Here is a 19,491-nt window from a genome sequence, read left to right on the forward strand (position 1 = left end):
CCTCACTTTAATAATGAATCTTTATTTTTAGAATCATGACAATACTGATACAATGTATCAATATGTTCATCCAGCCATGTTCCTCGTTCATGGATATATGTTTTCATTTGCACAACCGCTTCTTCCCAGCTTTTCACATTTCTTTCATCAGGTGAAAGCTTTTCAGTTTTAGGCAATAAAGATGCATCAAAACTATATCCCCATACTTCAAAATTTTTATCAATTTCTGTTCCTAAAAAAGCACATACTTCATCAATATAAGAATATAAATAAGCTTCATCTAATACATTTTTGCGTAATTGTTCATAGCGATGGATTACTTTATTCACAAAATCTTCATCTTTTAAAAGCATGCGATACCAATACAAATCATGAAACTGCATCGTATCCGTTGGCTGCTTTAGAAAGAAATTATCCATGGCATTATTAAAATCCCATACTGGTCCCATTGTCAGCTTTCCTTTTCCATCCTTATAAAGATATGTTGATCTTCTGCCAAAATCACTGATTCCAAAAAATTCCATAAAGACATACATATCCACAAAGCTGTCAACATCAATATACGCACGATATCCATTTTGCTGATCCATAAAATCGTATGAATACAATGCTTTTTCAAATCGAGAGATATCATCCTCAATATATGTTTTCCATTCATCTTTTAAATTTTTCGTACCAGGATAAACTACCCCAAAACGAGTATTCGTATCCTGTGTCATAAAGGTATAATAACCAAAGGTGTCTAATGCTTTTTGATTTTTAGAATCACTATCCATACGGATAATATAACTGATATATAAATCATCATCACTATTCTTTTTGATATTGACACGCTGTTCACCACGTCGGATACTTTCCATCATCAAATATAGTCCCTGATAATTACCATCTACATATAAACGGCAAAAACGTACATCTGGTGTAAATGGCATTACCTGACCGATCACATTCATACAAAGATAATTACGCATCAATGTTTTATCTAAGAATGGTCCATGCAATACCCATTCACTTTCTTTTCCCATGCCCATAACATCCAAATCGTGATCTCCATCGTCTTGTACAAAACGGAGTAGATATCCTTTCTTTGAAAACAAACGTGAAGAATGTCCACGATAACGTACAAGCGATTTTGTGACCTGAGTTGGTTTGTTATTTATACGATTGATCATCGTTTCATCGTCATAAATGGACACTTCCATTTCACTCATCTTTTCTCCCAATTCATTTACCGTGTACCCACTCACATTTCCCTCTTGGTCAATAACTGGCTCTCCAGGAATCTTCTTTCCCTGTGTATCAATAGAAACAATAGGTAAGCGGGTAGCTTCATCATCCATGGGTTGTGCACTTGTAATCATACGATGTTGATGAACACGTGCAAATAATGCTTTTTGATCTAGTGAGGTAAACATGAACGATACAAATAATGCTCCTACCACAACCAAGATACAAATCACCTTATTCTTCATATGAATTACCCACTGATTTCATCTGATTGTGTCACAATATTTACATATTCCATGTTTTCCAAGTTATACAGTTTTTCTGTGATAGATAATTCCATCAATTGCGCATGTTGATAAGCTTTACGATCCATTTCATATATCATTTCGATACTGTCTGGAGTTGTGTTTTTCACACGTAATAATGCTTTTTTATCAAAATATTCAAATACAATACCTTCAATTTGGCGCTCATTAGATAATGCCCCGCGGATAATTAGAAGAATACGGTTTTCATTACGAATCCTGCCCATCAACAACAATACGATAAATACAACGGCACTTCCAATAGATGCAACAGTATAATCTCCTACACCACAACAAATACCCACAATGATTGTCCAGAAAATATACATGGTATCTCTTGAATCTTTGATAGCAGTACGAAAACGAACAATAGATAAAGCACCGACCATACCCAAAGAAAGTGCAATATTATTCCCAATAACGGTCATAACAGTTGCGGTTAAAATCGTTAATGTCATTAAAGAAACATTGAATTTTTTACTATAAGCAGTACCTGTATGGGTATACCAATAAGATACATAAATCACGATACTGATCAAAGCCGCAGATACGATATGATAAATGATTGTTTCTACGCTCAGTGTACCACTCTGTTCCAAAAACTGCATTAAAACATCTTTCATTCTTTCTTCCTCCTAAAATACAAAATGTTTACTGATTGTTCTTCCTAAACAATATTTACTGACTGATGTTTCTGTTTTATCTACTTCCTGTAAAATATCTTTGATATAGCTCAATAAAAAACCATTATATTTCACTTCTAATACCACAAGATATGGATCCAATACCTGAAAAGGGATCATATCTGAAAATATATCAAACTGTGTTTCTGAAGCTACTATATGATGATCAAAGGTAATACGAATATTATTTTCTTTAGCGATAAATGCTTTTCGCTGATATTCAATAGTGGATACAGGGCGATAAACATACTGATTCATCATCGCATAACATTCTAATGCGAATGAACTTCCCTCTTTTAACAATACTGAAGTATTGCCTTTAATCAGCTGTTTTGCGTCTGCTTCTTCTAGAATCAGAGAACGTTTTTTTTGATTGATTCCCTGCTTCTGTTTCATTTCCAGTTTGGCTTTTTTATCGCTAGCACCATAGTTTCTTAACCGAAGCTTACGGCGTATTTCAACTCCATCTTCTTTTTCTTGAAAATCACGATCATCAATGGAATCAAAATAAAGTGAACGAATGCAATATCCATCCTCTCCATTATGTGGATCCTGCATCATAATCTTTTCAAAGCGTCTGGATATACGGTAATATTGATCTAATGATATCAGATACTTTTTCTCCTGACGCAATACTTCATTCATCATCGTGAATCCCCACTCTCTTTCTGTCGTAATTTCTGATAGGACTGATATTCATGATATCCAATACCTAAAGAAACATGCGATTTTTTCTGTAATGCTGAAAAACTTTTTGATACAGCGAAAAGACCATCTTCCGCATAAGTTTGATTCTGGTCAAGTTCTTTCACACCGACATCCTGAAGTTCATATAACACACTGACTGCTTTATCATATGTACTTGCAAGGGCAACCTCACCTTCAATTTGCCCCCATTCATCCTGCTTCTGATAGTTCATAATTGCGATTTCATCACAATAAGGCATTAATTCTTCCAGTTGCTTTTTATAGCCTAGAGAATCATAAAAATAAGGAATACATGCGACAACCTGCAGATTATATTTTTGAGCATGTGTATACGCATATTGCATAAGCTCAACATAATCATCCAAGATTTCTTCCTGATCTTCATTCCATTCTTTTAATGCATATGGTTCTATATCTAACATAATGCCCGTGATTTTCCCTTGTGATAAGGAATGATTTAATAAATCTATCTGATCAATCATCTTCATAAGTGATGTTCCATTTTTTTCCAACACCCATTCTGGTTCTCCAATCATGGCATATAATTCTATTTTTTGTTTCTGACATTGTTTTCCTAATTCATCCCAAGCAGAGATTTCCCATGTATTAGGATATTGATATAATCGTTGAATTTTTTGATCAGATAATTGCTGAACTACTTCCTGTGCCGATTGTAAAGGCTCTTGTTTCCAGGACAGTATTGCATGTATACTACTTTCTTTGGTACTACATGCACTTAATCCAACCACAAATAAAATACATGATATTTTTTTAAAAAAGTTTTTTTGCATCTATTTCCTCCTCCCATTTTTATGCAAAATAGTAATTTAAAATCTATAAAAAACACTATGGTCTAGTTTTTTTCATAGATTAAGGAATAAAAACAAAATGGTTTAATAAAAAATAACCGTGTAAATAATATCATATTCATCTTATAAAATGTAAAAAAATGCGTAATTTTTTATACAAAAATACAAACAAAACATTTCAATTCTATCATCAATCTGTGAGTAGAAATATAATATAGAAAACCTTTCCAATAATGATAGTAGCATCTATTCTTTAGGAACAAGTAACCGTATCATCATATACTCACGTTATCCCCTACCATAATTTGACTGTTCATTCACATTGAAATGTTATTTTTTGATGAAATAAGCAATAAATATAAAAAATATTGATTATTCAGCCAAAATTTTCTTGACAACTTGCTCATTCAATCATATACTATAGCCAAGAGGTGATAAAAATGATGAGTGAACGTCAAAAGCTTATATTAAACCGATTACATAAGCAAGGAAGTGTCAATGTTGTTGATCTTGTGGAGCTTTGTCATACCAGTGAATCTACCATACGCCGTGACTTAGCGGAGCTTGATGAACAAGGTTTATTAAAAAGAGTACACGGTGGTGCTACTTTAATTCCTAAAGAAAGCAATACGACGGAAGACCCATTGAATGAGCGTCAAAATATACACATGGATGAAAAAGAACAGATTGGCAAGTATGCTGCCGCATTAATTGAAGCAAACGATGTTGTGTATATCGATGCTGGCTCTACAACATTATCATTGATCAATCATTTAAAAGAAAAGGATGCTCTTTATATTACAAATGGCCTTATGCAGGCACACATGCTTTCTTTAAAAGGTTATCATGTAATTTGTATAGGTGGCGAAATTCGTGGTATCACAGGAGCTTGTGTTGGTGCTAGGACACTTCAGGGAATATCTAAATATCATTTTACAAAAGGTTTTTTTGGGACAAATGGTGTAGATGTGGAGCATGGATTTACGACAGTAGATGGTGAAGAGGCTGCAATAAAAGAACATGCTATAAATCATTGCGCAATGCGTTATGTTTTATGTGATAAAAGTAAGTTTCAAATGGTTTGTCCTATAACGTTTGCTGATATTGATGATGCTATTATTATTACCACCCATTGTGATAATACTGAAATCAATCATTTAGGAACTATTGTGGAGGTAGAAAAACAATGATCTATACAATAACACTGAATCCATCTTTGGATTATATCATGCACATGAGTCATTTTGAAATAGGAGAAACTAATCGTTCTTTATATGAAGATATTTATCCCGGGGGTAAAGGATTTAACGTTTCAACAATTTTACATCGCTTAGGATTAGAAACAACAGCTTTAGGATTTGTTGCTGGCTTTACTGGAGAGGAAATCAAAAAACAATTAATAAAACGTGGATTTGAATGTAAATTATGTGAACTGGATCATGGCATTTCGCGCATTAATGTAAAAATGAAAGGTGAACAAGAAACAGAGATAAATGGCAGTGGTCCAGATATCACAAAAGACAAATTAGATGAAATGTTTCATCAGTTGGATGCACTAACCAGTGATGATTTATTGGTACTCGCTGGCAGTATCCCTTTATCCCTACCCGATGATATCTATGAACAAATCATGAAAAGACTTACAAATAAAAATATTAAAATTGTAGTAGATGCGACCAATAAACTTCTAACAAGAGTTTTGCCTTATCATCCTTTTCTGATTAAACCAAATAAACGTGAATTGGAAGAACTCTTCGGTATAGAGATACATGATCAAACAACCCTTATTACATACGCAAAAAAATTACAAAATCAAGGAGCTTGTAACGTATTAGTATCTTTAGGAAAAGATGGTGCCCTATTGATAAGTGAAGATCAACATATATACAAATGTGGCGCACCTCTGGGCACTTTGATCAATAGTGTTGGCAGTGGTGACAGTATGGTGGCTGGTTTTATTGCCGGATATCTAAAGCATCATTCTTATAAAGAAGCATTACGTCTGGGCAGTGCCTGTGGAAGTGCAACAGCTTTCAGTAAAGACCTTGCCTCATTGGATAAAATCAAAGAAATGTATCAACAAATTGAAAGTGAGGAAATTTTATGAAAATTCAGGACCTATTAAAAGATGTATCCGTCGATGTAAACGCCAAAGTATCAGACAAAGATGAAGCCATCACACACTTAATTGATTTGATGGACAATCAAAAAAATCTGACAGATAAGGAAACATATAAAAAGGGGATATATGCAAGAGAAGCATTAAGCACCACGGGGATTGGTGAAGGCATTGCAATTCCACATGCCCAGAATGAAGCTGTTACAGCTTGTGGATTAAGTGCCATGGTAGTAAAAGATGGTGTAGATTATGCATCCCTTGATGGACAGCCGGCTAAATTGTTCTTTATGATTGCCGTTCCTCAAACTGGTGGAAATGAGCATCTTGAAATCCTTGCAATGTTATCTACCATGTTAATGGATACACAGTTTAAAGACAGCTTGATCAATGCAGCATCAAAAGAAGAATTCTTAGCATTGATCAATCAAAAGGAAACAGAACAACACGCAAAAGAAGATCAAAAAGCAGAAGCTTCTAAAACTTTTACCGGTACCTATCGCTTATTAGCAGTTACGGCATGTCCTACAGGAATTGCTCATACCTATATGGCAGCGGAGGCGTTAGAAGAAAAAGCTAAAGAAATGGGAATCACAATAAAAGTAGAAACAGATGGCAGTGGAGGCACAAAGAATGCACCTAGTGCAAAAGAAATTGAAGAATGTGAAGCCATTATTGTCGCAGCTGATAAAAATATTGAAATGGCTCGTTTTAATGGAAAACCAGTCATTCAGGTAAAAGTTGCCGATGGTATCAATAAAGCAGAAGAATTAATCAATCAGGCACTCTCAGGCAATGCTCCGATTTACCACAGTGATCATGCAGTTACAGCACAGAGTGATGAAAGTGGAGAAAGTGTTGGCCGCCAGATATATAAGCATTTAATGAATGGTGTATCCCATATGCTGCCATTTGTTATTGGTGGTGGTATTCTGATTGCACTTGCCTTCCTGTTTGATGATTATACAATCGATCCAAGTAATTTTGGTAAAAACACAGAACTTGCGGCATTCTTCAAAACGGCTGGTGATACAGCATTTAACTTTATGCTTCCAGTACTATCTGGTTATATTGCGATGAGTATTGCAGATCGTCCAGGACTTGCGGTAGGATTTGTAGGTGGTGCACTTGCCAGTGCTGGCAATTCTGGTTTTCTAGGTGCCTTAGTAGCTGGGTTTGCAGCTGGTTATCTTGTCCATGGCTTACGCAAACTATTTGATCATTTACCAGATGCGTTTGAAGGCTTAAAACCTGTATTATTATATCCTTTCTTCGGAATTCTTTTGATGGCAGTGCTTATGGCATTTATTATTAATCCACCTGTAGCAGCTATCAACAATGGCCTGACAGATTTCTTAAATTCTATGGGAGGTTCCAGTAAGATTTTATTAGGAACACTTCTTGGTGCTATGATGGCCGTAGATATGGGTGGCCCTATCAACAAGGCAGCCTATGTATTCGGCACTGCATCTATCACAAGTGGCAATTATGATATTATGGCAGCTGTCATGATCGGTGGTATGGTCCCACCTCTTGCAATTGCACTTGCCACATTCTTCTTTAAGAATCGTTTCACAAAAAAAGAACAGCAAACAACACTAACAAATGTGATTATGGGCTTCTCTTTCATCACAGAAGGTGCTATACCATTTGCGGCATCTGATCCATTACATATCATACCTGGATGTGTCGTTGGTTCTGGTATCGCTGGTGCTTTATCTATGGCGTTTGGCTGTACATTGATGGCGCCTCATGGTGGTATCTTCGTCATCGGCGTGATTTCCAATCCATTTGGATATCTTGCAGCACTAATCATTGGTTCTATTGCAGGTATGTTGGTATTAAGCGTATTGAAGAAACCTTTGAAAAACAATTCATAAACTAAAAAAGATGGCTTATCATTCGATAGGTCATCTTTTACTATGTTATTGTGGAATTCAACGTATATGTACACGCTTCAAACATGCATGTAGCAAAATAGAAACATTTTGGCTTTTTCATCATGGAAAAGCAGAACCATGAAAAAAATGGAATTCAATAGTTAATTATCTATTGTAAATTCCACTTTTTTAACTTCATAGAAGATTTAAGAATGCTTCATATTCTGCGTTTTCTTTACTCATACCACTTTTTTGATATGCTTCTATTTGAGATATCATCTTATGATATTCACTTGGAATGATTTTTTTGAACATAGGCAAATAAACATCCCAATTCGCTAAAATATTTTGTGCTTTTTTTGAATCAGTTGCGGCAACATGCTCCATCAACATACTTTTTAACTTTGTCTGATCACTAGCAGAAATTGGTTCTACTTCCATATGATCCTGATATAGACATGTATTCAGTTTGTCTTGTTCATCCAGAATATAGGCAACGCCTCCACTCATTCCAGCACCAATATTTTTTCCAAAGGTACCAAGGATTACAACACATCCACCAGTCATATATTCTAACGCATGATCTCCTACACCTTCCACAACCACTGTAGCGCCAGAATTTCTAACACAGAAACGTTCTCCTGCGATTCCATTTATATAAACTTTTCCACTTGTTGCGCCATAGCATGCGACATTTCCGATAATGATGTTTTGATCAGCTTCAAAGGTTGCTTTTTTATCTACAGATACGATTAATTTTCCTCCAGATAAACCTTTGCCAAAGTAATCATTCGCATCTCCTGTAAGAGCAATGGTCAACCCTTTTGGAATAAATGCGCCAAAACTTTGTCCTCCTGAACCTTTCGCATGAATGATAAAAGTATCTTCTGCTAATGTATTGCCAAATGCTTTTGTGATGCGTGAACCAAACATAGCTCCAAAACTACGATCCTCATTATTGACATCTATCTGTATTTCATGAGTCTGTTTTTGTTCAAAATATGGCTGCATTTGAGGCCAAATCTGTGTTTCATCTTTGATATGGGATACATCAAGTCTGCATTTTTCTACTTGAGGAATATTGGCATCATCATGATTTAAGATTGCGTGAAAATCTAAATGGATATGTGGAGCATCAATTTCTTTAATGACTTCTTTATGTCCAATCATTTCTTCAACGCTTGTAAAGCCAAGTGCTGCCATATATTCACGCATTTCCTGTGCGATAAATTTCATAAAGTTTTCTACATATTCTGGCTTTCCTGTAAACCGTTTTCTTAATTTTGGATTTTGAGTTGCTATGCCAAATGGACAGGTATCCAGATTACAAACACGCATCATCTTACATCCCATCGCCACAAGAGGTCCTGTCGCAAACCCAAATTCTTCTGCGCCAAGTAAAGCTGCCATAATCACATCTTTTCCAGTCATCAGCTTTCCATCAGTTTCTAAAACCACCTGATGACGCAGTTCATTCATTTGTAATACCTGATGAACTTCAGATAGCCCTAATTCCCATGGCATTCCTGCATGATAAACTGAATTTTTTAACGCTGCGCCAGTTCCTCCATCATGCCCACTGATCAAGATGACATCTGCCCCCGCCTTTGCTACACCAGCTGCTATCGTACCAACACCTGTTTCTGATACGAGTTTGACAGAAATCCTTGCATCTTTATTCACACATTTTAAATCGTAAATCAACTGTGCTAAATCTTCAATAGAATATATATCGTGATGAGGTGGTGGAGAGATCAATTGTACCCCTGGTGTAGAATGTCTGGTTTTCGCGATCCAAGGATATACTTTTTTAGCAGGCAGCTGGCCTCCTTCTCCTGGTTTTGCGCCTTGTGCAATTTTAATTTGAATCTCTGTGGCATGATTTAAATAAGCACTGGTCACACCAAAGCGTCCACTTGCTATCTGCTTTATTGCTGAACATGTATTTACACCATCTTTTATGGTAAATCGTTCTTCATCTTCTCCCCCTTCCCCAGTATTGCTTTTTCCATGCAGCCTGTTCATTGCGATGGCCAATGTGACATGGGCTTCTTTTGAGATAGAGCCATAAGACATTGCGCCTGTCTTAAATCGTTGAACGATTGTTTCTACCGGTTCTACTTCATCAATGGAAACTGGTTTTCGTTTCGTATAATCAAAGGTCCATAATCCTCTGATATTGGTTGGTTTTAATTCTTCATCAATCATTTTTGTAAAACTTTTAAATTTATTATAATCATTGGTTTTTGTGGCTTCCTGTAACATCTGGATGGTCACAGGATTATATAGGTGTTGTTGTTTATCTGTGGAAGATTTTTGCATACCACAAGTATTTAGACTTTCATCTGAGGATAAGGATGTATCAAATACCTGTGTATGGCGTCTTTGCACCTCCTGTTCAATCTCTTTTAATGTAATACCACCGATTCTTGAAATTGTATCCGTAAAATATTCATCAATCACTTGCTGATTGATACCAATAGCTTCAAATACTTGTGCGCCCTGATAAGATTGTATCGTTGATATTCCCATTTTACTTGCTACCTTTACCACACCATGTAAAATCCCCTGATGATAATCTTCAATTGCCTGATGACAATCTTTTTTCAAGATACCTTTATTTACAAGCTCTTCAATAGTGTCATGCACAAGATATGGATAAATTGCACTTGCTCCATATCCTAATAAAGTCGCAAAATGATGAACTTCCCTTGGCTCTGCACTCTCTAAAATCATTGCTACCTGCATTCTTTTCTTGGTTTTGATCAAATGCTGCTGCATTGCAGATGTTGCAAGTAGACTGGGCATAGCGATATGATTTTCATCAACGCCACGATCACTTAAAATCAAAATGTTATTGTTATCTTTAATTGCCTTATCGGCTTTCATAAACAATTCTTCTATGGCAGTCTTTAAAGAAATGTTTTTATGATAAGTGATTGGTAATACGCATACCTGAAATCCAACCTGATGCATTTGCTTGATTTTGATTATATCACTCTTTGTCAGAATTGGATGATTGATTTTCAAAAGATGGATATTTTGTGGCAGCTCTTCTAACAGGTTTCCTTCTTTCCCAAGATATACACAAGTACTTGTGACGATTTCCTCACGGATGGCATCCATTGCAGGATTGGTCACCTGTGCAAAGCGTTGCTTAAAATAATCAAACAACAGATGATGCTGGGGAGATAACACTGCTAACGGTGTATCATTTCCCATGGCGATTACAGGTTCACTGCCTGTTTTCGCAAATGGCAGTATATACTTCATGATATCTTCAAAAGAATAATCAAAAAACTTCTGTAATTTTTGTAGTTGCGTAGTATCCATTGTATTTTCCGGCAGTTTTGGTACTGCTATATCTTTTAAAGCAATCACATGTTCTTTAATCCATGCGGCATAAGGATGACGTTTTGCATATTGTTGTTTGATTTCTTCATCTCTAATCAAAATCCCTTTTTTTGTATCAACCAGCAGCATCTTGCCAGGACGTAAACGATTTTTTTCTACAATATCTTCAATTGGAATATCTAACACTCCAACTTCACTGCTTAATATTAGCGTATCATCTTTTGTAATATAGTAGCGACTTGGTCTTAACCCGTTACGATCAAGAATTGCTCCTGCAACTTCACCATCACTAAACAAAATACTTGCAGGTCCATCCCATGGCTCCATACGGCATGCATTATATTGGAAATACGCACGCATCTCTTCTGATAACTGCGTATCATTCTCCCATGGCTCTGGGATACACAACAAAACAGCTTCAGGAAGTGGAATACCCGCCATTACTAGAAATTCTATTGTGTTATCTAACATAGCAGAATCTGAACCATGTTTATCCACGATTGGTAAAATATGATTCATATCCTTTTGAAAGTAATGGGATGCCATTGTTTCTTCCCGACTCATCATTTTATTCACATTGCCACGTATGGTATTGATTTCTCCATTATGTACGATCATACGATTGGGATGTGCACGCTGCCAGCTAGGAAATGTATTTGTAGAAAAACGAGAGTGTACCAAAGCAATGGCAGATATAAAATCTGAATCATGAAAATCCTGATAAAATTCACGTAACTGTCCTACCAGAAACATTCCTTTATATACAATGGTACGACATGACAAAGAGCAAATATATGTGTTTGGACTGCTTTTTTCAAAGATGCGCCGAATCACATATAGCTTACGATCAAAATCCATATCTGTTTTAAAATAATCTTCCCTTTTGATAAATGCCTGATAGATATTCGGCATAGCTGCCCTGGCTTTTTCATGTAAGATTTCATCATGTACAGGAACTTTACGCCATCCTAATAAATGAAGCCCTTCGTTTTCTAGTATACAGGCAAATTCTTCTTGTGCTTTTTTACATTCCCCTGCATCATTTGGCAAGAAGAACATCCCCACGCCATATCTTTCTGTGCATGTCGCATCAAATACTTTCTGAAAAAAACCGTGTGGAATCTGAAGTAAGATTCCTACACCATCTCCCACTTGTCCACTGGCATCTTTTCCTGCACGATGTTCTAAGTGCTCCACAATGGTTAAGGCATCTTCCACCACTTGATGACTTTTTATGCCTTTCATTTGAATAATGGCACCAATGCCACAATTATCATGTTCTAAAGAAGGCTCATATAAGCCTTGTGTTTTCATTTGTTTTCCTTCTTTCATTCCATATCCACCTTTCTATCAAAACCCCAGATGTGCAATCATTCTTAACATCGCTTCATATACTTTGTCATGATCCTGGAATGCACTTAAACGAAAATAGCCTTCTCCCTGTTTACCGAAGCCAACGCCCGGTGTCCCAACAATTTGACATTTATCTAATAAATAATCAAAGAATTCCCATGACGTAAATCCTTTTGGACACGCCATCCAGATATATGGCGATATCTTTCCACCTGTATGCCATATTCCTAAATCTTTTAATGTCTTGGTTATCATTTCTGTATTTTCTAAATAATACGTAATGGCTTCTTGTATCTGTTGTTGGCCAACTGGTGTGAAAACAGCCTGTGCTCCACGTTGTACAATATAAGAAACACCATTGAATTTCGTTGACTGACGACGAAGCCATAAATCATGTAATAACACATGATCTTTTTCTAAGGCTAAAGGGACAATCGTATACCCACATCGTACACCGGTAAAACCAGCCGTCTTTGATAGTGAACAAAATTCGATTGCACATTGCTTCGCACCTTCAATTTCATAAATACTGGAAGGATATGCCTGCGTTAAGAATGCTTCATATGCGGCATCATAGAAAATAATCGCCGAATGATCATTCGCCCAATCAACCCATGCCTGTAACTGGTTTCTGTTATATGCCGCACCGGTTGGATTATTTGGTGAACACAAATAAACAATGTCCCCATTTAGATCCTCCTGTGGCATAGGCAAAAAGCCATTTTCTTTTGTTCCATGAATAAAGATAATTTTCCTGCCTGCCATTTGGTTTGTATCAACGTATACTGGATAAACGGGATCTGGAATGATGATGGTATTATCAATGGAAAAGATATCCAGCATATTTCCTAAGTCGCTCTTTGCTCCATCGCTGATAAAGATTTCTGCATTATCCAATGTTACATTCTTTTTTTCATAATACTTGCGTATTGCATCACGCAAAAATAGATATCCCTGTTCTTCGCCATATCCATGAAAGCTTTTTTTATCTGCCATATCATCAACCCCGTGGTGCATTGCTTCAATTACTACGGGGGCTAAAGGTAGGGTAACATCTCCTATTCCCAAAGAAATCACATCCACATCAGGATGTTTTTTTAAATACGCTTCTTTACGCTTTTGTACCTCAGAAAAAAGATAATTTTTTTGTAATGTTAGAAAATTTTCATTGATATTCATACAGTTACCTCCATTTTTCCTTCAAATACTTCTACACAATCGCCTCTCATCAGCATACCTTCACTTGTATCTGTGATATATAGCCTGCCTCCTGTTAAACGGACTTCGATTTCTTTATTTTTCTCTAAACGATGGGTACGCACTGCTGCCGCAACAACTGCACATGCTCCCGTTCCACATGCTTGTGTTTCACCACTTCCTCTTTCCCAGACACGCATACATATTGTATGATCATCTATGATCTGTACAAACTCTGTATTGATACGATTGGGAAAACTGGTATGATATTCAAAAAAAGGTCCAATTTTCTTTAGCGGAAGATCATGAATATCCTGATGCATAAATATGATGGCATGTGGATTTCCCATGGATACACAACTGACGGTATACGTTTCATTTTGAATTTTCATCGGCTCATCCAATATGATTTTTTTTGTGGAAATTACTGGGATCTTTTCTGCCTCAAAACAAGGCTTTCCCATTTCTACAGTAACAGATGTGACCTGCTGATCCTGAATGTGAAGATGAAGCTTTTTGATTCCACTCTTGGTTTCTATTGTGATATCTTGTTTATCACATATATGATGTTCATATACATATTTTCCTACACAGCGAATCGCATTGCCACACATAGCCCCTTCACTGCCATCTGCATTAAACATGCGCATGCGGGCATCAGCGACATCACTTTTCTCTATACATACAATGCCATCCCCGCCAATACCTTTATGGCGATCTGACAATTGATATGCTAATTTATCTATGTTTGTAAGCTTTTGATCAAAACATGGAAGGTAGATATAATCATTTCCACACCCATGCATTTTTATAAAATGAAGCATTTCTTTTTGCATTCTTCTATTCTCCTCTCACAGAAAAAAGACGCCCAACAAAAGATACCATAAGCATAAGTATCTAATATTGAACGTCTTTGTTCGCACATTACTTTACAATAAGAATATCGAAACGTCAATAGTTTTTTGAAAATCATGAAAGAAAATGCAAATTTATTTTTTTCTTTCATTTTTCTTAAAACTTTTCTTGACAAAAGTACTTCCCTATGCAATAATCACTCTCGTAAAGCAAAGGTGCTGTTGGATCAAATTCCATCAGCGCCTTTGTTTTTTTATTGAAAGGAGTGTTTATACACATGAGTGAATTAATTGTACCTAAAGCATATCAACCAAAACTGACCCTTTATGATACACAAACAGCCATTGGTATTTTAAGGCATACATTTGAGAAAGGGTTACAGGATGCATTACATTTAAAACGTGTTTCTGCCCCTTTGATTGTATCTCCGGATACAGGCATCAACGATGACTTAAATGGTGTCGAACGTCCAGTATCCTTTGATATCAAAGAAGATACATCCACAGGACAGATTGTACATTCTCTTGCGAAATGGAAACGTATGGCATTATATCAATATGGGTTTAGCGTAGGTGAAGGTCTGTATACCGATATGAATGCAATCAGAAGAGATGAAGTTATGGACAATCTTCATTCCATCTATGTTGATCAATGGGATTGGGAACAAATCATTGATTCAAAAGACAGGAATATAGAAACATTAAAAGAATATGTAAAGAAAATAGTTGCAGTTATCTGTGATACACAAACAGCGATGAAAACTTTATATCCTACATTAACAACGACTCTAAGCAAAGATGTAAGCTTTATAACAAGCCAGCAGCTAGAGGATATGTATCCAAGCTTAACGCCAAAACAACGAGAAGATGCCTATTTGAAAAAGCATAAAACTGCTTTTATTATGCAAATTGGTGATGTATTAGCATCAGGCAATAAACATGATGGCAGAGCTCCTGATTATGATGACTGGAAATTAAATGGAGATATTTTATTTTGGAATGAAACACTCCAACAAGCATTTGAGGTATCCTCTATGGGCATTCGTGTAGACAAAACAGCATTAATGGAACAGTTAAAAAAAGCAGGTTGTGAAGAACGAATGGCACTTCCATTCCATACGCTCTTATTAGAGGATGTATTACCTAGTACCATAGGTGGTGGTATTGGGCAATCCCGTATCTGTATGCTTCTGTTAGAAAAAGCACATATTGGTGAAGTACAGGTATCTTTATGGGATGATCAAACAATAAAAGGCTGTAAAGAGGCAAACATTCCCTTACTATAACTCACATTTTTTACATTTATTTCAGAAAATATTTCATTTTATACTTGACAATCTATCTAAATCAGCATATTCTATTACCATACAAACGGCAAAGGTGCTGATATGGAAACAAACTCCTATCAGCACCTTTTTCATTTGTTAAGAAACAAGGAGGAATTGTATGAATAACATCAGTGAATTATTCAGTTCTATGGTATTTAATGATACCGTGATGAAAGAAAAGCTGCCAAAAGCTACATACAAAGCTTATCATCAATGTTTATATGAAGATAAGACATTAGATGAAGAAAGCGCAAATGTCATTGCGAATGCCATGAAAGACTGGGCAATTGAAAAAGGCGCAACACACTATACACACTGGTTTCAGCCAATGACAGGTGTCACAGCAGAGAAACATGAAGCCTTTATTACACCGGAAGGCAATGATAAAATTATTATGGAATTCAGTGGTAAAGAACTGATTCAGGGTGAACCCGATGCCTCCAGCTTTCCAAGTGGAGGGTTACGTGCAACATTTGAAGCAAGAGGATACACTGCGTGGGATCCAACAAGTTATGCCTTTATCAAGGATAATGTATTATGTATCCCTACGATTTTCTGTTCCTATAATGGAGAATCTTTAGATAAGAAAACTCCGTTATTGAGAAGCCAGGAAGTGATTGATCACGCTGCCAGAAGGGTATTAAAACTATTTGGCAATCAGGTTCATCGTGTAATTACTACGGTAGGTCCTGAACAGGAATATTTCTTAATTGAAAAAGATCTGTTCTTTAAACGAAAAGATCTGGTTTATACTGGTAGAACATTATTTGGCAACAAACCGGCAAAGACACAGGAATTAGATGATCATTACTTTGGTGTCATTAAACCAAAAGTAAAAGAATTTATGGATGATCTAAATGAACAATTATGGAAATTAGGTATTTTGGCGAAAACACAACACAACGAAGTAGCACCATCCCAGCATGAACTTGCGCCAATCTTTACATTAGTCAATGTCGCAAGTGATCATAACCAGCTGACGATGGAGATATTGAAAAAAACAGCCTATCGTCATGATCTGGTCTGCTTACTACATGAAAAACCATTTGAAGGCGTGAATGGCAGTGGAAAACACAACAACTGGTCTATTGCGAGCGATACAGGAGAAAACCTGCTGGCACCTGGTCATACACCTAGTAAAAATGCTCAGTTCCTATTATTTTTGTGCGCTGTGATCAAAGCGGTTGATGAATATCAGGATTTGTTAAGGATCTCTGTATCCAGTGCTGGAAATGATCATCGTTTAGGTGCCAACGAAGCACCACCTGCAATCATTTCCATCTTCTTAGGTGATGAATTAAGCAATATTTTATCTTCTATTGAACAAGGTGTTCCTTATCGTGATAAAGATAAAGCTGTTATGAAAATCGGTATTCATACCCTGCCAGAATTCAAGCAGGATACCACTGATCGTAATCGTACATCATCTTTCGCCTTTACAGGCAATAAATTTGAATTCCGTATGTTAGGAAGCAATAAAGACATTGCCTGTACCAATGTCATATTAAATACAGCTGTCGCAGAAGAACTTTGTCAGTTTGCCGATCAACTTGAACAAGCAGAAGATTTTCAAACTGCCTTGCATGCGTTGATCAAACAGACCATCCATCAACATAAACGCATCATTTTCAATGGAGATGGATACACAGATGCATGGGTCAAAGAAGCTGAAAAGCGTGGATTATTAAATTTGAAGACAACAGCAGATGCCCTGCCTCATTATATTGATGAAAAAAACTTGCGATTATTTGAAAAACACAAAGTCTATACACGAGTCGAAGTGGCAGCCCGTTATGAAATCGGATTATCTAATTACAATCAGGTCATCCGTATTGAATCCTTAACAATGTCTAGAATTGCGAAAACTCAGATTTTACCAGCTGTTTTAAAATACAGTAAAGATTTATCCGATGAGGTCCTTCAAAAACGTATGGTTTCAAAAGATATAGACACAAGCAGTGAAGAAGCGATTATAAAACAATTAAGCAGTTATATAAAAGATTTATATCATGGGTATACTGCATTGGATGAAGCAATTGCACATCGTGATGAGCTTACATCAAATCAGGAAATCGCCAATTATAATCGGGATGTCATCCTGCCAGCCATGGCTGTCCTTCGAGAAGGTGCGGATGCATTAGAGCGTATTTGTGCTAAATCTTACTGGCCATTCCCAACTTATGGCGACTTATTATACAGCTTTTAGTTATCAAGAATTACACATAAACTTCCCTTAATATTTAAATAAAACACATCGTAATGATGTGTTTTTACTTTTTTGGTTTTCTTTCTATAATAGATTGATAATCATATAAATCTGTCACATATGCCCCATTAAAACATGCGCAACATAATTTCTCGGTATGAAACGCTTCCTTCATATCATGAATATCCAAAAAGCGAAGAGAATCAGCACCTAAATACGCACATAATTCATCTACATTCATGCGCGCCGATATCAATTCTTCATAAGACGATGTATCCACACCATATATACATGGAAAACAGATAGGTGGACTTGCGATTCTAACATGTACCTGATGAGCACCTGCCTCTTTCAGTAATTGTATGATTCGTTTACTGGTAGTCCCACGAACGATACTATCATCAATTAAAACAATATTTTTATCAGCTACAATCGAACGTACAGCGGATAACTTCATCTTGACACCACGTTCTCTTTGTTCCTGGGTTGGCTTGATAAATGTTCTCCCTACATAACGATTCTTGATCAATCCAAGTTCAAAAGGTATACGGCTTTGCTCTGCATATCCAATAGCAGCAGAAGTAGAAGAATCAGGAACCCCAACAACGATATCCGCCTGGATATCTTTATCACGTTTTGCCATAATCATACCAGATCGCTTTCTGGCATTATGTACGTTGATACCATCCAGTTCACTATCTGGTCTTGAAAAATAAACATATTCCATTGCACACATATGGTGATCACAAGCCGTTGTATAATGTGTACGAATCATGCCTTTTGGTGTAAATCCAATAATTTCACCAGGTGCTACATCATCAATATAATCCGCATTCGTCACTTGAAATGCACATGTTTCTGAGCTGACACAGACACCTTCATTCAATGAGGCAAATGACAAAGGGCGTAGTCCTTTTGCATCACGGATTGCATAAAGGCTGTCTTTTGTTAATACCAATACCGCAAATGCACCTTCGATCTGGGAAAACGCCTCCTTAATCTTCTCTAAAAACGTACCATTTGCTTTTTGTATCAGATGCAGAATAATTTCACTGTCGCTGCTGCCCTGAAAAATACTACCTTCTGCTTCCAGTTTTTTTCTTAAATTGTGCGCATTAATGATTTGTCCATTATGACAGACCGCAAATCCATCCTTCAACAGCTTTGCATACAAAGGCTGAACATTTTCCAGCTCACTGCCACCTGCTGTCGCATAACGTACATGGCCAATTGCATGAATTCCCTGTAGATCTTTTAAATGTTCTTCATGAAATACTTCACTCACCAATCCACGACGTTTTCTTATTTTCATATGCATGCCATCACTTGTTACGATTCCTGCGCCTTCCTGTCCACGATGCTGTAACGCATGTAAGCCATAATATGTAAGAAATGCCGCATCTTTATCCTTATATACTCCAAAAACGCCACATTCCTCATGCAGTACATCTTCATTCCATTCTTCCATTTT

13 protein-coding genes are annotated in these 19,491 nt (G+C 36.5%); 5 read left to right on the plus strand and 8 right to left on the minus strand.

What is annotated here, in order from left to right; translation table 11 throughout:
- Positions 1-2 precede the first annotated feature (2 nt).
- The 4 genes from DW761_RS07845 to DW761_RS07860 are packed head-to-tail and all read right to left on the minus strand — an operon-like array spanning position 3 to position 3,714.
- On the minus strand, positions 3-1,472 hold the full coding sequence (locus DW761_RS07845) for a CotH kinase family protein (RefSeq protein ID WP_117453540.1): 1,470 nt from the start codon (positions 1,470-1,472) through the stop codon (positions 3-5).
- 5 nt (positions 1,473-1,477) lie between these two features.
- Complete coding sequence (locus tag DW761_RS07850; protein WP_117453539.1) at positions 1,478-2,155, minus strand: DUF4956 domain-containing protein; 678 nt, start codon at positions 2,153-2,155, stop codon at positions 1,478-1,480.
- Positions 2,156-2,167: 12 nt separating this feature from the next.
- The gene (locus DW761_RS07855) at positions 2,168-2,863 is read right to left on the minus strand and encodes a polyphosphate polymerase domain-containing protein (protein ID WP_199485611.1); all 696 of its coding nucleotides are present in this window, start codon (positions 2,861-2,863) and stop codon (positions 2,168-2,170) included.
- Positions 2,860-3,714, minus strand: a complete 855-nt coding sequence (locus tag DW761_RS07860; protein ID WP_117517341.1) for a hypothetical protein — start codon at positions 3,712-3,714, stop codon at positions 2,860-2,862. Before DW761_RS07860 ends, DW761_RS07855 begins: the two co-directional genes overlap by 4 nt.
- 461 nt (positions 3,715-4,175) lie before the next feature.
- Between DW761_RS07860 and DW761_RS07865 the strand changes: the two genes are divergently transcribed.
- From DW761_RS07865 to DW761_RS07875, 3 genes are read left to right on the plus strand one after another with little or no spacing between them, the layout of a single operon-like run.
- The gene (locus DW761_RS07865) at positions 4,176-4,922 is read left to right on the plus strand and encodes a DeoR/GlpR family DNA-binding transcription regulator (protein WP_199483584.1); all 747 of its coding nucleotides are present in this window, start codon (positions 4,176-4,178) and stop codon (positions 4,920-4,922) included.
- Positions 4,919-5,839: a 1-phosphofructokinase gene (gene pfkB / locus DW761_RS07870; protein ID WP_117453536.1), complete on the plus strand. Its 921-nt coding sequence runs from the start codon at positions 4,919-4,921 to the stop codon at positions 5,837-5,839. Before DW761_RS07865 ends, pfkB begins: the two co-directional genes overlap by 4 nt.
- Positions 5,836-7,728: a PTS fructose transporter subunit IIABC gene (locus DW761_RS07875; protein WP_117517343.1), complete on the plus strand. Its 1,893-nt coding sequence runs from the start codon at positions 5,836-5,838 to the stop codon at positions 7,726-7,728. Before pfkB ends, DW761_RS07875 begins: the two co-directional genes overlap by 4 nt.
- 195 nt (positions 7,729-7,923) lie before the next feature.
- Here the strand turns inward: DW761_RS07875 and gltB are convergent, their stop codons facing one another.
- The 3 genes from gltB to dapF are packed head-to-tail and all read right to left on the minus strand — an operon-like array spanning position 7,924 to position 14,468.
- Positions 7,924-12,414, minus strand: coding sequence for a glutamate synthase large subunit (gene gltB / locus DW761_RS07880; protein ID WP_117517345.1), 4,491 nt, complete (start codon positions 12,412-12,414; stop codon positions 7,924-7,926).
- A gap of 18 nt (positions 12,415-12,432) precedes the next feature.
- Positions 12,433-13,614, minus strand: a complete 1,182-nt coding sequence (locus DW761_RS07885) for an LL-diaminopimelate aminotransferase (RefSeq protein WP_117517347.1) — start codon at positions 13,612-13,614, stop codon at positions 12,433-12,435.
- Complete coding sequence (gene dapF / locus DW761_RS07890) at positions 13,611-14,468, minus strand: diaminopimelate epimerase (RefSeq protein WP_199485612.1); 858 nt, start codon at positions 14,466-14,468, stop codon at positions 13,611-13,613. Before dapF ends, DW761_RS07885 begins: the two co-directional genes overlap by 4 nt.
- A gap of 296 nt (positions 14,469-14,764) precedes the next feature.
- Between dapF and asnA the strand changes: the two genes are divergently transcribed.
- Positions 14,765-15,772, plus strand: coding sequence for an aspartate--ammonia ligase (gene asnA / locus DW761_RS07895; protein WP_117517349.1), 1,008 nt, complete (start codon positions 14,765-14,767; stop codon positions 15,770-15,772).
- Positions 15,773-15,932: 160 nt separating this feature from the next.
- The gene (locus tag DW761_RS07900; protein WP_117453531.1) at positions 15,933-18,020 is read left to right on the plus strand and encodes a glutamine synthetase III; all 2,088 of its coding nucleotides are present in this window, start codon (positions 15,933-15,935) and stop codon (positions 18,018-18,020) included.
- 64 nt (positions 18,021-18,084) lie between these two features.
- On the opposite strand, the gene purF is transcribed toward DW761_RS07900, so the two are convergent.
- Positions 18,085-19,488 carry an amidophosphoribosyltransferase gene (gene purF, locus DW761_RS07905; protein ID WP_117453530.1) on the minus strand — a complete coding sequence of 468 codons (1,404 nt, stop codon included), beginning with the start codon at positions 19,486-19,488 and terminating at the stop codon, positions 18,085-18,087.
- Positions 19,489-19,491: the final 3 nt, after the last annotated feature.

The sequence above is a fragment of the Absiella sp. AM29-15 genome, from assembly GCF_003434225.1.
GTDB lineage: Bacteria > Bacillota_I > Bacilli_A > Erysipelotrichales > Erysipelotrichaceae > Hoskinsella > Hoskinsella hominis.